The 16,267-nt window shown below is 51.4% G+C and carries 12 protein-coding genes and 1 tRNA gene; 5 read left to right on the top strand and 8 right to left on the bottom strand.

The genetic code is table 11. From position 1 onward, the window contains the following. Nucleotides 1–36 precede the first annotated feature (36 nt). Nucleotides 37–1,155 (top strand): tRNA (guanine(10)-N(2))-dimethyltransferase, encoded by a 1,119-nt coding sequence (locus tag WC598_RS01315; protein WP_372959658.1) that lies wholly within the window; start codon nt 37–39, stop codon nt 1,153–1,155. Here the strand turns inward: WC598_RS01315 and WC598_RS01310 are convergent. After that, complete coding sequence (locus WC598_RS01310) at nt 1,139–2,251, bottom strand: OBG GTPase family GTP-binding protein (RefSeq protein WP_372959657.1); 1,113 nt, start codon at nt 2,249–2,251, stop codon at nt 1,139–1,141. The genes WC598_RS01315 and WC598_RS01310 overlap by 17 nt on opposite strands. 176 nt (nt 2,252–2,427) lie before the next feature. Here WC598_RS01310 and WC598_RS01305 point away from each other — a divergent pair, with 176 nt between their 5' ends. Both WC598_RS01305 and WC598_RS01300 read left to right on the top strand, forming a co-directional pair. Next, entirely contained in the window at nt 2,428–5,964 is a 3,537-nt protein-coding gene (locus WC598_RS01305; RefSeq protein ID WP_372959656.1) for a PAS domain S-box protein, read from the top strand. A gap of 80 nt (nt 5,965–6,044) precedes the next feature. Next, nucleotides 6,045–6,119: transfer RNA gene (locus WC598_RS01300), tRNA-Glu, on the top strand. Nucleotides 6,120–6,217: 98 nt separating this feature from the next. Here WC598_RS01300 and WC598_RS01295 read toward each other — a convergent pair. From WC598_RS01295 to WC598_RS01275, 5 genes are all read right to left on the bottom strand, one after another. After that, nucleotides 6,218–6,490: a hypothetical protein gene (locus WC598_RS01295; RefSeq protein WP_372959655.1), complete on the bottom strand. Its 273-nt coding sequence runs from the start codon at nt 6,488–6,490 to the stop codon at nt 6,218–6,220. A gap of 299 nt (nt 6,491–6,789) precedes the next feature. Next, nucleotides 6,790–7,737 (bottom strand): aldolase, encoded by a 948-nt coding sequence (locus tag WC598_RS01290; protein ID WP_372959654.1) that lies wholly within the window; start codon nt 7,735–7,737, stop codon nt 6,790–6,792. A gap of 159 nt (nt 7,738–7,896) precedes the next feature. Continuing rightward, nucleotides 7,897–8,115, bottom strand: coding sequence for a hypothetical protein (locus tag WC598_RS01285; RefSeq protein WP_372959653.1), 219 nt, complete (start codon nt 8,113–8,115; stop codon nt 7,897–7,899). Nucleotides 8,116–8,212: 97 nt separating this feature from the next. After that, nucleotides 8,213–9,172 carry a PEGA domain-containing protein gene (locus tag WC598_RS01280; RefSeq protein WP_372959652.1) on the bottom strand — a complete coding sequence of 320 codons (960 nt, stop codon included), beginning with the start codon at nt 9,170–9,172 and terminating at the stop codon, nt 8,213–8,215. A 631-nt stretch (nt 9,173–9,803) separates the two neighbouring features. Further along, the gene (locus WC598_RS01275) at nt 9,804–9,950 is read right to left on the bottom strand and encodes a hypothetical protein (protein ID WP_372959651.1); all 147 of its coding nucleotides are present in this window, start codon (nt 9,948–9,950) and stop codon (nt 9,804–9,806) included. Between the two features lie 225 nt (nt 9,951–10,175). Here WC598_RS01275 and WC598_RS01270 point away from each other — a divergent pair, with 225 nt between their 5' ends. Then, nucleotides 10,176–13,109, top strand: a complete 2,934-nt coding sequence (locus WC598_RS01270) for a PAS domain S-box protein (RefSeq protein WP_372959650.1) — start codon at nt 10,176–10,178, stop codon at nt 13,107–13,109. A 74-nt stretch (nt 13,110–13,183) separates the two neighbouring features. On the opposite strand, the gene WC598_RS01265 is transcribed toward WC598_RS01270, so the two are convergent. Together WC598_RS01265 and WC598_RS01260 are read right to left on the bottom strand one after the other, a co-directional pair. Beyond that, nucleotides 13,184–13,579: a response regulator transcription factor gene (locus WC598_RS01265; protein WP_372959649.1), complete on the bottom strand. Its 396-nt coding sequence runs from the start codon at nt 13,577–13,579 to the stop codon at nt 13,184–13,186. Between the two features lie 129 nt (nt 13,580–13,708). Next, complete coding sequence (locus WC598_RS01260; protein WP_372959648.1) at nt 13,709–15,781, bottom strand: PAS domain S-box protein; 2,073 nt, start codon at nt 15,779–15,781, stop codon at nt 13,709–13,711. Between the two features lie 320 nt (nt 15,782–16,101). Here WC598_RS01260 and WC598_RS01255 point away from each other — a divergent pair, with 320 nt between their 5' ends. After that, on the top strand, nt 16,102–16,266 hold the full coding sequence (locus WC598_RS01255) for a hypothetical protein (protein WP_372959647.1): 165 nt from the start codon (nt 16,102–16,104) through the stop codon (nt 16,264–16,266). Nucleotide 16,267 lies beyond the last annotated feature (1 nt).

The following is a 16,267-nucleotide window of genomic DNA, read 5'->3' as shown; positions in this document are numbered from 1 at the left end:
ATGTATAAGTTTTGCGCGCTGCAACATCTTTCCGCAATGGATTTACAGGAGTCACGGGAAGGGAGCACCTCATTTTTTGTCCCGGTACAGGATGATACTACCCAGTTTCCCCCGGGATCAGCCCCGATCTTCTTCAACCGGCGGATGGAGCTCAACCGCGACATCACCATCCTTCTCCTCTCCCTCCTGGAGCCATCCGATTACCTCGATGCAATGGGTGCCACCGGCATCCGGGGCATGAGGGTGGCCAATGAGTGCGGCATCCCGACAACGATCAATGACCGTGACCCGGCAGCTGTTGAACTTATCAAGCAGAATATCGAACGAACAGACTTCCCCATAACGGTGACGGGGCGGGACGTCAATGCCCTCCTCTCGGAGCAGTCTTTTGATGCCGTGGACCTCGACCCGTTCGGCACCCCCGCATGGATCATTGATGCGGCTATCCGGGGCTGCCGCAGGTTCCTCTTCGTGACGGCAACCGATACGGCACCGCTCTGCGGGGCGCACCTGAAAGCCGGGATCCGGCGGTACGGTTCCCTCCCCCGGAACACGGAATACCACAGCGAGGTAGGTCTCCGCATCCTCCTCGGGTTTGTTGTCCGCGAGACCGTGAAGTACGACCGGGGCATCGAGCCGGTCTTCTGTTACGCCCGCGAACATTTCGTCCGGCTCCACCTCCGGATTCTCCGGGGGGCAATTGCCGCGGATGAGTCATTAAAAAAGCTCGGTTTCGTTCTCCAGTGCCCGGCTTGCCCCTACCGGGTGGAGCAGCAGGGTCAGTTCCCGAGAACTACCCCGTGCCCGGTTTGTGGCGAAGAACTCAAACCAATAGGGCCGCTCTGGCTTGGCAGTATCTGGCGGGAGGGAATTGCAGAAAGCCTCAAGACCCTTGCGGAAAACCGCGAACTGGGATCGAGAAAAGATATCGTAAAACTGCTTGAAACCTGCCGGGAGGAACTCCCCATGTCAAGCTTTTATGACTACCATGTCCTGGCAAAACGACTGGGCTGTTCCCCGCCCAATATTGCAACGGTGCTCGACCGCATCAGAAAAGAAGGGTATGCAGTGAGCCGGACCCACTTCTCGGGGTATGGGATCAAGACCGAAGCACCGCTGTCGGTCATCCTTGACGCGATCAGCGCTCAACAATGATAGACAGGATATCCGAATCCGTGATCGCGTGGGTCAGGCCGACACGCTGGCCGGGGTGTTTGACGGATTTTCCCCAGACCCGGGCATACCGGAATTTCTGGACAAAGTCCCGGTGGAGCTTGCTGCAGATATCCTCAACCGTACTGCCCTTCCGGATAATCAGGGGCTCTTCGAGATCGGCTTCTTCCCCGTGAGGTTTGAGGTAGACCCGGATAAACCCGAGACAATCGTAGATCGCATCTTTGGTTTCCTCAAGATGATACCCGGCAGCGGCGGATATCATGAGAGGCGGACTCCCGAACCGGCCGGCAATATCATGCTCGATCTCCAGGTACCGTTCCTTGTCCACGAGGTCGACCTTATTGACCGCAATGAAGGCCGGGATATAGACCCGGTTGCCCTGGACTGCATCGATAAGATCGTCCTGCGAGGCATTGCCGCGGATAAGGATGTCAGCGTTCATCATCTTGCTCTCGGCAAGGATCGAGCGCACTTCCTCGATATCGAGGTCGAGCGTGCCCACGGCGTTGAGCCGGATTCCTCCGTGCGATGATTTCTTGATGGTGATATCCGGCTTGGGGACATTGATCCGGATACCGGCATCGTAGAGCTCCTTGATGAGCACATCGAAGTGGCGCTCGTTGAAGACGTCTACAAGGATGATGATGATGTCGGCCCCGCGGACAACCGCGATAACTTCCTTGCCCCGGCCTTTGCCCATGGCCGCACCGGCAATAAGCCCCGGTATATCGAGGAGCTGGATCTTTGCACCCTTGTGCTCAAGGGCACCGGGCACGACCGTAAGGGTCGTGAACGCATAGGCACCAACGGCACTGTCCGTACCGGTAAGCTTGTTGAGCAGCGTGCTCTTACCCGTTGAAGGGAACCCCACGAGTACCGCAGTGGCGTCACCGGATTTTTTCACCGAGTAACCTTCACCGCCACCCCCGGACTTCATGGCCCGGTTGACCGCTTCATCCTTGAGCCGCGCGATCTTGGCCTTGACCCGCCCGATATGCTTGGATGTAGCCTTGTTGTACGGAGTCTTGACTAATTCGTCCTCAAGCTCCTTGATCTGCTCTTCAAGACTACTCATTCCTATATTAATCGCCGCATGTCCGAGATATAGTTGTTCCTTTCAAAATCCTGCAGGAGTCATCGGACCCTCCAGGTATTCCGGGGACATATGCGATTATGTGAAGGGGAACAACAGATATGATTATTAACAGGTTCCAAGGAAAGTGATGCATATCCATCCGGCTCGTGAATGGTATGATATCTGTCCTGTACGTTGATGATGAACCCGAACTTCTCGAAATTGGCAAAATATTCCTCGAACAGAGCCAGGAATTTTCCGTTGATACAACAGTTTCCGCACTTGATGCCCTGAAGCGGTTGCAACAGAAAACATTCGATGCGGTCTTGTCCGATTACCAGATGCCGGAAATGGACGGGATCCGGTTTCTGCAGATCCTGCGGAGCCGGGGAGATCCGATCCCATTCATTATTTTTACCGGGAAAGGAAGGGAGGAAGTAATCCTCGAGGCACTCAACAGCGGCGTTGATTTTTATCTTCAGAAAGGCGGAGATCCGACATCGCAGTTTGCCGAACTGAAAAACATCATCAGTAAGTCCGTCCGACAGAAACGTGCTGAAGAAGCACAACGCCAGTCCGAGAAGCGGATCTACGATATCCTCAACCACCTGCCGGATTCCACGTTTGCCATCGACCGATCAGGCCAGGTTATTGCATGGAACCATGCAATTGAGATGATGACCGGGGTTGCTGCCGCAGCAATTCTCGGAAAGGGAGATCATGAATATTCGATCCCGTTTTATGGAGAGAGAAGACCGATTCTCATCGATCTGATCTTTGAAGACTTAACAACAATCGAATCACGGTACGTGAATGTTCAAAGAAATGGGGACATTCTGGTTGCAGAGGCTTCTGTGCCCGGTTCCTTTCAGGGAAAGGGGGCATACCTGTGGGCAATCGCATCCCCGCTCTATGATACAAAAGGAACTATTATCGGAGCAATTGAATCGATACGCGACATCACTGACCGGAAAAATGCTGAGGATGAACTGAGAGCAGCATACGAACAGATCACGGCCACAGAAGAGGAACTCCGGGCACAGTTTGAAGAACTGAAGGCTATCGAAGCAGCGCTCAGGAACAGCGAGAGGAGATTGCAGGGTATCGTGCAGGGCTCCCCAATCCCGCAATTCGTTATCGATAACAACCACAAGGTAATCAGCTGGAACAATGCGCTTGAACAGTACAGCGGGGTTAAGGCAGCGGATGTCCTTGGTACCCGTCAGCAGTGGAGGGCTTTTTATCCGGCAGAGCGCCCCTGTATGGCAGACCTGCTTGTTGAGGGCTCGTTTGATAAAATACCTGAATGGTATGCCGGAAAGTTTCACCGGTCAAAATATGTTGAGGGAGCGTACGAAGCCACCGACTTCTTCCCCAATATGGGAGAGCACGGGATCTGGCTGTATTTTACGGCCTCGACAATCAAAGATCCACAGGGTACCACGATTGGCGCTGTCGAAACACTTGAAGATATCACTGCAATTAAAGAAAAAGAGGCAGCACTCAAAAAAAGCGAGGAGCAGTACAGCTCTCTGTTCTATAAGAACTATTCCATAACGCTCCTCATTGATCCGGAATCCGGCCGAATTGTGGACGCAAACACTGCTGCCTGCACCTATTATGGCTATTCCTGGGAAACTATCACAACTCTGGGAATTTATGACCTGAACCGGCTATCCCAAAAGAAAGTCGTACAGGATTTGCAGAGGGCACGGTCCCAGAAGGAGAAACACTTTTTCTCAACACATTACCTTTCGGGGGGGGAACAGCGGCAGGTCGAGGTCTATTCGGGCCCGATTACGGTCAAGGACAAGCCGATGTTCTATTCGGTAATCCATGACATCACCGATAAAAAAAATGCAGAAGACGCACTCAGGGCCAGTGAAACCAAACTCAGTACACTCCTTCAGGGTTCCCCTATCCCCCAGTTTGTTATAGATGACAATCACCGGGTTATCCACTGGAACCGTGCCCTGGAAAAATACAGCGGGATTCGGGAGAAGGACATTCTCGGATCGAACCTTCAATGGAGAGCGTTCTATCTGGAGGAGCGTCCCTGCATGGCAGACCTCCTTATTGACGGGCAGACCGGGATGATTTCCCAATGGTATTCCGGTAAATATAAAAAAACCACCCTGATCGAAGGCGCATATGAGGCAACCGACTTCTTCCCGCACATGGGTTCATCAGGAACATGGCTCCACTTCACGGCAGCCCCCATCCATGACGGCAATAACAAGATCATCGGCGCTGTCGAGACGCTTGAAGATATTACTGAAGAGAAGAGAGCGGAAGAGGCGGTGCGGCAGAGCGAAATACAATATCGCAGTATTCTTGAGAATATCCAGGATGTTTTCTATCGATCGGATTGCAGCGGGAACCTGACAATGATATCCCCCTCCGGCACTTTACTGCTCGGGTACGATAACGCGGGTGAGATGATGGGATTGAGTATTGCGGGGCAGGTCTATGCAAATCCTGAGGATCGTGACGCATTCCTCAATGCAATGAACGAGAAGGGTTTTGTCCAGAACTATGAGGTGGATCTCAGGAAAAAGGATGGATCCGTGGTTACTGTATCCACCAACAGCCATTTCTATGCTTCCCCGGATGGAACCATTGGTGGCGTGGAGGGAATATTCCGGGATATTACTGATCTTAACCACACAGAAAAATTATTACAGGAGTCTGAAGCCCTCTATCGTACGATCTTCAACAACACCGGTGCGGCAACGATCATCATTGCTCCGGATACCACGATTCTGCTTGCCAATGATGAGTGGGAGAAGATTACCGGTGTCCCTAAACACCTGCAGGAACAAAAAACCAGCTGGACTGCCTTCATTGACAAGGATGATATTGAACGAATGAGGCAGTACCATTATGCCCGCAGAACCGATCCGTCACTCGCACCACGGGTATATGAATGCAGGCTCATCGATGCTCAGGGGAAGGTTCACAGCTGTGTGGCGAATGTGCTCATGATACCCGGCACATCCAACAGTGTGGCATCGCTGGTTGAGATCACGGAACTCAAACAGGCGGAAGAGGCACTCCGCCAGATCAACAAAAAACTCAATCTTATGAGCAGTGTGACACGCCATGACATCCTCAACCAGCTCACGGCCTTGTCCGGGGTTACTGAACTTTTAAAACCGGATCTGTCGAATCCCCGGGATCTGGCATATATTTCCCAATGTGAGGCCGCCATACAGAATATTGAGCGGCAGATTACCTTTACACGATTATACCAGGATATCGGGGTCAACAATCCGGAATGGCAGAACGTGGCAGAATCCATCAGGCAGGCTGAGAGTCACGGGTCGGATGGAACGGCTGTCATCAAAAATGCACTCAATAATCTCGAAATATATGCCGATCCCCTGCTGGTCAAGGTGTTTTACAACCTCATCGAAAATGCACACCGGCATGGGGAAATAACCGCGGGAATTCAGTTTTCCTGTCGGGAGACTCCACCGGATATTGTCCTTGTCTGTGAAGATGACGGCGTAGGTATCCCATATCATGAAAAAGAGCGGATCTTTGACCGGGGTTTTGGCAAACACAGCGGATTTGGCCTCTTCCTCGCGCGTGAAATTCTTTCGATCACCGGCCTTACGATCAAAGAGACGGGTGAACCGGGCAAAGGCGCACGGTTCGAGATTCATATCCCGGCCGGAACATTCCGGTTTGTCGCTGGCAAGGAGAGATAGACCAGACCAATTCCGGGCTGTGAGACTTTCCCCCCACAGACATCTTTAAGTAAAAATATCGCCCACATAATTGGGCAACTGCTGTTATAGTGTAGACCGGCCAATCATGCGAGCCTCTCACGCTCGCGACTGGGGTTCGAATCCCCATAACAGCATTTTGGCGCCGTACATTCTGTTCTCTCCCTGTTTCTTAAAAAGAGCGTAAGCGAGAATTTTTTGGATCCGGAAAAAGACCGATCGGTTTTACCGTTTTTCAGCAGATTCTGAATTCACAGGTTTTGTTCTCGTTGCAGTTCCGGCAGATTATGAGAATTATTTCGCAGGTTGAACAGTTCGGTTTTTTCTCCAGATCGCAATTATCGCAATCCGGTTCTTCCGAATCCTCGCAGACAACGTCAAGACCCCCGGGTGTGCCAGAATTTCCGGTTTTTTTCCTGAACTGTTCCGCACACGCATTACAGATGGCGTCAAGGCAGGATTCGCATTCTTCTGTCAGGGGGGTGCATCCCCAGTTCAGGTACGTCATGAGTGTACCTTACGGTTGATTTCGGGCATACAAAAAACCGATTGCGGGAGTGTGGTTCTATCCACACAAATCGAATTTTCACTCACAAAAATCATACGTTTTTTAGGAAACGACAGTCGCTTATATTTGGATTTCCTTTATATGGTTTTAATTGTCGGTCAGTTTATATTCCTGTTGCAGATGCCACTCCTGCGGGAAAGTGCGTTTTGGCAAATTCCTGACATCGGAAGGGATCCTGTTTTTGCGGGTACGATCGTTAACGAAGGGGGATATACATCATACCAGGGAACCGTTACCCGTTATTCCGCCAGTCCGACCAGTGACCGGATCAGGCTCTGCGTTTCCAACGGGGTTCCGGTCGTATTGACCAGGAATGCGGTTGTCCGCTCCAGCAGGCTTGCGATAAATTTCTGCCGGATGGCGCTCTTCCTGGGGTTATTGACGAGGAGATGGGGATTGAAACAACTGTTTTTGCAAAAAAGCGAAAGAGCTTCATCCGGATCAAGGTGCCGGCTGGTTTTCGGGTCAACAGGGTCCCGCTTGAGGATGATGAGCGTTTTTAAGGTGGTAAACGGGAGCTGACGCCCTTTTCCGACAACCCACCGGAGATTTGCAACAGCCCTCCTCTCGGCATCATATTCATCCGTACCGACAAGTCCTCCGAACTCTTTCCAGATACCGGTCAGGTCTTCCCGTATGTAAAAATTCTTCTCGGATCCATAGGCAAGGATATCCGGGCCGTATACCCGGGCAAAGAACCAGTCGTCGGAGATCACCCGGCAGCGCGGATCGTTGAGAAGGCCATAGGTCTGGGTGGTCTTCCCGGCCCCGGAGGTCCCGATTAAGCAGACCCCCCGGCCCCCGGCATCAACGCAGGCTCCATGAATGGAAGAGATCCCGTGTTCATCCTCAAGGATGTCACCGGCAAGGCCAAGGGCAATGGATTTGATCCAGCCATAGTAACTGAAATTGAACAGGAACGCAGTTTTCGAATAGGGATCCAGCAGGAGGGTATTGGGTGGATAGTCCTGATCGTTAAAAACGAACATACGCCCGTGGGAGCGGATGCTTTCGGACATTGCGTAAAAATTTTCCTGCCAGGTCTCTTTTATGACATGGCTGTCCGAGAGCAGCTTGATGCAGCACCCGTAAATATCGGATTTGATCTCGTACCGGACCCGCGGGAGGTACTGTTCCATCAACGGCTCTTTCTCTTCCGGGGATATCAGGGATATGGTGTAGGTCATGGGAATACCCGTGCAGATCCGCGATCTTATGAAGATAGAGTGTGGTGGATAGTATTATCTTTATTCCCGCGTATTCGAGCCATTTCATGCAGGATACTGACAACAGGGTCTCATGAGAGCCGGTTGAAAAATTCCTTGTAAGAGATACCGCGGCTCATCTCATGCGGATTGACCCAGAACATACCACGCCAGTTCCGCAATGCAGGCCGCTGAGCAGACAATGACGAGAGCGCAATTCAGGGATTTCTGCCGGGAGGTCATATCGGACCACCGGGTTTTCTGCAGCCGGGCTGCGTAACCGATAAGGAGGCCAAAACAGGTGCCGCCCAGGGTGCCGAGTGCAATAATCATCAGGATCTCAAACAGCGTTGCACTCATACCGGATCGTATAATCCCATTGCCTTTTTTTCATTATAAATCCGTGGGAGTCCGGGTTATTCTGCCCGGCATCCCATTCCCTCCTACGGGAATCCAGTTACTGCAACGGCCTGCGATACCAGATCCCCAGAAGGATGGCAAATACGGCTGCACCAATCGGGAGCAGGATGAAACCTGCTGCCCGCAGGGGGGACGTAGCAGACGGAGCAACCGTGGAGAGGACAACCGTAACAGGTACAACCCGGTCCCCTGATACGGTGACATTCTCCTGCGCGGTTATGTACCCCTCGTGACTGACAAGAAGCACATGGCTGCCGGTTGAAAGGTTGGAGAGGAGGATGGGTGCAATGCCCGCATAAACCCCGTCAAGCTGGAGGGTTGCACCGGGGGGAGTGGTATTGACCACAAGTGAACCTGCCTGCGGGACGAGGGGGGCATCTACCGTGGTGGTCTTCCCGGCATCCAGCCGCAAGGGGGTTGTTATCTTTGTGTATCCGAATTTTGAGATGGACAGGGTGTACGTTCCGGGGGTACGGTCCGGAATGGTCAGGGGTGTCATGCCAAGATATTTTTCATTGAGCACAACGGATGCCCCGGCCGGTTCCGTGAGGATTTCGAGGGTTGCCGGTACAGCGGGGGTATCCACGATAATCGTGGGAGTTCCCATGTTCACCGTTATGGTGCTGAATTCCGCTTCGCTTAAGCGGGAGCGATCATTGGGCCCGTTCACTACCCAGATCGTATAAGCACCTGCATCGAGCCGGCCTCCAACGTTTGCCGTGTTCCACTTGTAGGTCCAGCGATCGGTATTCCCATCAACATCCACAATCGTGAAACCCCCTTGGTCGGCCCGCCGGTTGATATTGTCCAGCGCAACGCCGTTTGCCGGGAGGTTGGGACCGGTAAGAAACAGGTAGGCATACTGGCTGCCATAGGAATGACCGGTAAGGGTGACGACATCCCCCATTGCGGTCTGGATGCCGCTTACTGCCGGTACGGTGGCAACAAGTCCCAGACAGAGTAGCAGTCCGATAAGAAAGATTCTATTTTTACCCATGAAAACCCCATGATCCATCAGTAACATCTCCAAACAGGATTTGGTTTTTTGTAGCATAAGAACTAATTCCCGCCGGGGGGAAAATGCCAGGATCGGACATAATTTACTCCCCCTTACCCATGAGAGACCTGCTGTGGAGAACTCACGGTATCTGTCACCATTTCAACGATTCCTGTCAGATGATTGCGGATCCATCGGGATCATTTCTGATACATTCTGGAGCAATACCCCCACCCGTTTTTGCACAAAAAAATTCGCAATCAATCTCCGGCAAAAAAAATTCAATCACCCCTTCACCCCCTGCCCAGAATTTTTCAATCGCACCTTGATTGCATTTTCCTGACCGTCGCGTCGGAGAACAAAAAATTTTGTCGCATGTACCTGCCGATTGTCGGATAATTATCCGATTATCGCCTCATCAACTGACACCCCATGATCGCGATTGAAAATTTTTACGCAGGGTCTGCCATGAAGCTGTGCTTGGAAGCATGTACTAAAAATATGATGCAGGGTTCTGCTCAGGTAATTTTGATCATTTTTTGATGATGGCACGAGTGTATCAGCCATCCATTCTGCCGGAGAAAGATCGCCGGGGAGGACTTCTTTTCGCCATTCCTTCCCCCACACGTTTTTAAAAAGGTCCGCTGCCAAAGCCGTTGATATCCATTGAACACGGCTCAACAATCTTCCGGAAGTCCTTTGTAGTGTTGCCCTCAGCATACCGGGAAAAAACGACCAGGACCTCTTCTTCCTGAACAGGGGAAAGTACCAAATCCATTCATGCGAGATGGATTTCATAATCTTTCCAGAATGGATGTAATCCCTCTTATGGTGTATGGGTTCCGGTGATTTCACTGATTTTTTGAAAAATCTGAAATTGCAGATACTATCGATTCAGATTCCGGAAAATTTCTATAAAATCATGTTTTTTTGAAAATAATAAAAAGGAAATGTTTATTTATTATTACAAATCATTGGCATTATTGCGCGTTAACGGTTTCCTATGTATTCAGTACTCTATGTCGATGACGAACCTGATCTCCTCAACCTTGCCCGGTTATTCCTCGAAGAATCTGGTCTTTTCACGGTGGACATAGCGGATTCAGGGGCGAGTGCGCAGCAGAAACTCAACCGGCAGCGGTATGATGCTGTCGTTTCCGATTACCAGATGCCGGGCATGGACGGGATTGTCTTTCTCAAGTACATCCGGCAGCATTTCGGGAACGTGCCTTTCATTCTCTTCACTGGCAAAGGGCGCGAAGAGGTGGTTATTGAAGCAATCAACAATGGCGCCGATTATTACCTGCAGAAAGGGGGGGACCCGGACTCGCTCTTTGCAGAGCTGATCCACAAGCTCCGGCAGGCAATCCAGCGCCGGAAAGATCAGGCAACCATCCGTATGAATGAAAAGCGCCTGCGGAGGGCACAGGAGATCGGGCACACCGGCTCCTGGGAATATTCGATTGCAAACCAGACGATCTGGGGATCAGATGAGGGATTTCGGATCTTCGGGATCAATTCCCCTGCAGGAGAAGTTCCTGTCGGGCAGGTCGAGGCCTGCATCCAGCAGGCGGAAGTCTCGCGAAAGGCATTGTATGACCTGATCCATCTCGGGAAGGAGTACAACATTGTCTATACCATTAACCCCGCTGATGGCTCACCCCCCCGGAACGTGAGGTCCATTGCAGAGCTGGAAAAAGACGGGCAGGGCAATCCGGTAAAAGTGCTGGGAATTATCCGGGACATCACGGAACAGACAAAAACCCGGTCTGCCCTTGTCGAGAGTGAAGGGAAATACCGGAGCCTTGTCGAACATTCGTTCCAGGGTGTTGCGATCTCCAGGGGCACACAGGTCCTTTATGCCAACAGGACCCTCCTGGAAATGTACGGGTACGATTCTTTTGAGGAATTTGAAAAAATCCCCGTTCTCGACCATCTTACCCGGGAGAGTCGGATCCGATCCATTGATCTCATGAAACGGTTCGCTCGTGGCGAGACCCTGGAAAGCGAACTGGTCCAGGACATCATACGGAAAGACGGGGCGGTCCGGACCCTCTCCTTCAATGTCACCCCGGTCGAGTTTAACGGAGAAAAATGCGAACAACTGACCTTCCTTGATATCACGGGCCGAAAAGAGGCACAGGAGGCGCTCTTCAGGAGCGAACACCGGTTCCGTGATATTTACGAGAATGCCCCGGTGGGGATTTTCCGCTCAACCCTTGCAGGGAGATTCATTCACGCAAATCCGGCCCTCGCGCGGATGCTTGGATTCGATTCTCCGGGGGATCTGATGAGCAGGGTCAACGACTCCGGCATACCGGAGAGCATCTGGGAAGAGGCATCGGGCCGGCCGGATTTTATCCGGGATGTGCTCAAACAAAAAGGCTGGCACAGTTCAGAGCACCGGTTCCGGCGCAATGATGGCCAGATCATCATTGTGAACCTGCTTTACCGTTCTGTTCTCAATTACCAGAGTGGTGAACTGGAACTTGAGGGGTTCTGTGCAGATATTTCCGATCATAAAAAAGCGGTTGAAGCCTTGATGGAGAGCGAGACGCGGTTTAAGGATGTGACAAGGAATACGGGGGAATGGATCTGGGAAGTCGATGCAGATGGCATCTACCGCTACAGCAGTCCTGCGGGAAAGACCATTCACGGATATGATGCCGAAGAGCTGGTGGGAAAAATGCATTTTTATGACCTTTTTGTCCCGGAAATGCGGGAAGATCTCAAACAACAGGCCCTTGGCGCCTTCCGGCAAAAAACCGGATTCCGGCATTTCATCAACGTTAATCTCCGGAAAGATGGCGGGATCGTTATCCTGGAAACGAGCGGGACGCCTATACTGGACGACGAGGGGGCTCTCCTTGGATACCGGGGGACAGATCTCGATATTACCAGTCGGAAAAAGGCGGAAGACGAACTGGTGAAAAATGAGGCCATGTTCCGCCAGCTCGTGCAGCAGCTGCAGGACAGTGTAATAATCATCTCCTATGGCGGGACCATCCTCTTTGGGAATCCCTCCGCGTACAATCTTGTCGGATATCCGGTGAGTGATACCATTATTGAAACCGACCTTTCCCGGTTTGTCGATAAGGCCACATTCGAGCAGGTAATGAGCGACCTTAAGGATATCGCAGCAGGAAATCCCCTGCGGGTTGCCGAATACCGGATAATTACTGCCGCAAACACGAGCCGGTGGGTCGAAGCTTCCGGAACCCGGATCAACTACCAGGGTAAGGATGCGATCATGGTTGCAATCCGGGATGTCACCGAACGCAGGCACGCCCGGGAAGAACTGGTGATGATCAATAAAAAGCTCGAGCTTCTCTCCAGTATCACCCGTCATGATATCATCAACAAAGTTACCGTGATTCTCGGGAATCTCCGGACGGCCCGGAAAACCATGTCCGAACCGGAGATCGTTGCTCTGCTTGACAAACTGGAGTCTGCTGCAAAATCGATCCGAAGCCAGACAGAATTCACACGGATTTACCAGATCCTCGGCAGTCATGAGCCCCGGTGGCAGAGTATTAACGATATCCTTCCGGTCAAATCCATACCCCCGGAGATTCATGCTGAATTCCCGACTGCCAAAATCGAGATCTTTGCCGACCCGATGCTTGAAAAGGTGTTTTACAATCTCCTTGACAATTCGATCAAGCACGGGGGACACGTCACGGAGATCCGGCTCTTTCCTGAACTGGTACCGGAGGGGATACGGATTATCTGGCAGGATAATGGATCCGGGATCCCGGCAGGAGACAAGGAATACATTTTCGAGAGGGGATTTGGGAACAACAGTGGTCTTGGGCTTTTTCTCTCCCGAGAAATTCTCGCTATTACGGGTATCGGGATTAAGGAGACCGGCACATTTTTAAATGGCGCCCGGTTCGAGATAACCATACCCGCAGATCATGCACGAATCCACGAATAAGAAACGAGAAAAGCAGGTGTCCCCCGGAGAATAACCGGGGGATATCCGGAACCGATTATACAATGCAGGTTCGTTCAGGTTGTTTTATGGGCATCGCGGGAACCGGTTGTCTTCCCAATAATCTGCCGCAGCTGGGTGAATTCCGAGTCAGGATCGCCGCCACGGTGGATATAATAATCCGCCCCGCTCTCCATGGCGGACCGTATATCTGAACCGATGTTGTGTCCGGAGTACAGGATGACGAGCGAGATACAACCGTTGCCTCTCAACTGCCGGATGAGCTCAGTGCCGTTCATCCCCGGCATGCGCCAGTCGGCAACGATCACATCGTATTTTTCATTTCTGGTTTTTTCCAGAGCTTCTGATGATGCGCTGCAGGTATCGACAGCAAAGGCTGGATCGTCTTCGAGATCAAGACGCATGATATCCAGTATGTCTTTGTCATCATCTACGAGGAGTATGTGGATCATCCTAGTACCGAAATGCTATTCCCGTATCTCTGTTAAGGACGGTGATATTTATGCATTGTTCTTTATGTGCCGGAATATTGCTTTTTTCCGTACTTTTTCTTTTAAAAAAAATCCCTGAAAATTCACACATCAGTAAGATTCCCTGTAATACGTGTCGGGAATCCCAATCTCAAATCGCGTGCTCGTCCCGTACAAACCGGTTTCCATTAAGGTGATACCGGTGAGGGAGAGGATTTCGCGCGCCATAAACAACCCCCGGTTTCCGAAAGCCTGCACTTCGAAAAGCCCTTCTTTGGCTTCCGGCTTTACCCCGTCACACTCGTACTCGATAACCAGGATGAGACTCCTCTCTTTCCGGATGGAGCCGATGCGGATATGCCGGGGCGCAGCATCCGGCATTATCCCTGACCCGAACAGCCGGTCAAATACGCGATCAATCTGTCCATCGGCATAAATTTCAGTTTCTGGCAGATCGATGGTGAATGTCAGTATTTCCGGATTCTGCTGTCGGATAACCCCATCCAGGACCGACCGGACATTCTGCCACTCGGGGGGCCTTGCCCCAAGATCCTTGAAATCCCGGGTCAGGTTGATCTCGTTTCGTATCGCCTTTGCCGCCAGTTCCTGCCGGTCCAGGTATTCCAGAACAACCGGATCCTTTACCGCTTTCTTTGTCCGTCCCAAATATCCCAGTAAGACCGTAATCTTGTTCTGAATATCGTGTCTGGCTATGCTTGTATAGATGTTGAGTTTCTTGTTTGCTTCCTGAAGTGCCCGTTCCATTCGTGTGCGTTCCGAGAGGTCCCGGGAAAAACAATACGCAAACTCCTTTCCCCGGTATTCCAGGGAGGTGAGAGTAACTTCCGCCGGGAAACGGCTTCCGTCATTCTTTATAAGGACCGTTTCAGAAGACAGGGTACCGGTTTTTTTGAGTCCCGCCCAGATCTCGTCCCAGGATGAAAGAGAGTACAGCGGAATAATCTCCGCAAAAGGAAGATTCAGGATATCCGGGCCGGTATACCCGAGCGTTTTTATCGCAATTGCGTTGGCGTACTGTATGTGAGCATTCCGGTTTACCCAGAAGATCATGTCCGCAGCATGATCTATGGCAAACTGCGTACGGAGCAGTTCCTCTTCCATGGTTTCACGCCGTGCAATCTCTTCATACATATGGCGGTTGATGGTCCGGAGATCTTCAGTCCGGCTGATGATGGTCTCCTCAAGAGTCTCCTGGGTCTTCTTGAGTTTCTGGCCTGCAACCACAATGTCGGTAATATCCATGCCGCACGAGGTGTAGTTTATGACTTCGCCCCGGGTGTTGAAATGGGCGCGATCCTGCCAGCGCAGATGTCGTAATTCTCCGTTCGCAACAATGGCCCGGTACTCGATCGTGCCGACCGGATACTGGACCGTGAGATGATCCAGGTGTTCCCGTATCCGCTCAGAATCATCAGGTGACACGAGGGGTTTGAATGGTCTTCCTACCAGGTCTTCCCGGCTCTTTCCCACCGCTTTACAGTACGACTCATTTGCAAAGCGGATGATGCCTTCGGGAGTGTAGGTAACAATATACTCTATCTCATCATCCAGAAGACTCACAAGATCCTGCGTTGCCTGATCTGCAGGGGACGGTTTTCCTGAGGGTGCAGTATCTTCCATGATCAGGGAAATACCGGGTTTTCCTGTTTCAAAGACAACGGGGAGGAGAAGAAGATTGCAGGGCTGGGTTATTGATCCAACCCGTACCTGCGAACGAACCCGTTGTTCAACACCTTTGAGCGTTCTTTTTAAGACCTGCTGGGACGTGCCCCCTTCCAGGAACTGGATCGGAAGGGAATCAACGGGTTTCTGGAGTACCTGGTCGGAGGAGAGGCCGGAATATGACTGGAACTCCTGGTTCATATCCGTTACAATAAAATCCTGATTACACACAAGAAGGGGTCGCGAACAGACTTTCCGTAAGGAAAATGCAGGAATGCGCTGGGAGTGATAATAGATCTTGGAAGTCCCGATCTTCCGTCCGTCAACAGCACCCTGTATCTGGAGAATATCCATATATTTTGCAACCGAGTTCCGGTTCAGCTGCAATTGGCCGGCTATATCCGTGATACTCAAACCTTCCGGGTGAGTGGAAAGGATCTCTTTGATACGGTCAATCTCGACCCGGTATTCTTCCATAGTACCAACCTGGCAGATATTCATCAAATTTCCATATAAATCTATTTTATTTGCCGTGCGTATTAGCCATGCGCATGCACATATTTATCACAATTTTCTTTCACATGATGATTTGTCATTCTAAAAGGCATGGCAAATCCAATGCACGATTCAAATTCAGGTGAATGAAATGGTAACAGACTCAACAGACGCATCATCCGGTGGAAAGATTTCATTCTCGCACAGGCAAAGCAGGGATGGTCTTCAGGAACAGGTCATCCTCCTGAACCAGCTGTCTGTGAAACTCGATGAATATTTCGCTTTACGGACTTTCGGGCCCGGCAATGACAGGACGGGGTAGTATCATGTTGCCACAGGATATGAAACAGACCGGCCAAGCCGGCCTCTGGAAAGAGATGCCAATCCATGTGAAGAGCACCTCCTCGGATGCAGGACGGGCACAGCTCCTCTACGGCTGGTTACACATCACAGGTATGGACGAGATGAACGAAATTCAGGGAAGTTGGTGAT

This window comes from Methanoregula sp. (assembly GCF_041645475.1).
Lineage (GTDB): Archaea > Halobacteriota > Methanomicrobia > Methanomicrobiales > Methanospirillaceae > Methanoregula.
The sequence above is the reverse complement of the archived record's forward strand: the minus strand, read 5'-3'. Positions and strand labels throughout refer to the sequence as shown.

What these genes read in the sequence shown, in the direction of transcription:
- WC598_RS01290 (WP_372959654.1), bottom strand. Translation starts at nt 7,737, where the DNA reads ATGACCTACACCATATCCCTGATATCCCCGGAAGAGAAAGAGCCGTTG.
- WC598_RS01310 (WP_372959657.1), bottom strand. Translation starts at nt 2,251, where the DNA reads ATGAGTAGTCTTGAAGAGCAGATCAAGGAGCTTGAGGACGAATTAGTC.
- WC598_RS01265 (WP_372959649.1), bottom strand. Translation starts at nt 13,579, where the DNA reads ATGATCCACATACTCCTCGTAGATGATGACAAAGACATACTGGATATC.
- WC598_RS01295 (WP_372959655.1), bottom strand. Translation starts at nt 6,490, where the DNA reads ATGACGTACCTGAACTGGGGATGCACCCCCCTGACAGAAGAATGCGAA.
- WC598_RS01285 (WP_372959653.1), bottom strand. Translation starts at nt 8,115, where the DNA reads ATGAGTGCAACGCTGTTTGAGATCCTGATGATTATTGCACTCGGCACC.
- WC598_RS01255 (WP_372959647.1), top strand. Translation starts at nt 16,102, where the DNA reads ATGTTGCCACAGGATATGAAACAGACCGGCCAAGCCGGCCTCTGGAAA.
- WC598_RS01260 (WP_372959648.1), bottom strand. Translation starts at nt 15,781, where the DNA reads ATGAATATCTGCCAGGTTGGTACTATGGAAGAATACCGGGTCGAGATT.
- WC598_RS01275 (WP_372959651.1), bottom strand. Translation starts at nt 9,950, where the DNA reads ATGGATTTGGTACTTTCCCCTGTTCAGGAAGAAGAGGTCCTGGTCGTT.
- WC598_RS01280 (WP_372959652.1), bottom strand. Translation starts at nt 9,172, where the DNA reads ATGGGTAAAAATAGAATCTTTCTTATCGGACTGCTACTCTGTCTGGGA.
- WC598_RS01305 (WP_372959656.1), top strand. Translation starts at nt 2,428, where the DNA reads ATGATATCTGTCCTGTACGTTGATGATGAACCCGAACTTCTCGAAATT.
- WC598_RS01315 (WP_372959658.1), top strand. Translation starts at nt 37, where the DNA reads ATGGATTTACAGGAGTCACGGGAAGGGAGCACCTCATTTTTTGTCCCG.
- WC598_RS01270 (WP_372959650.1), top strand. Translation starts at nt 10,176, where the DNA reads ATGTATTCAGTACTCTATGTCGATGACGAACCTGATCTCCTCAACCTT.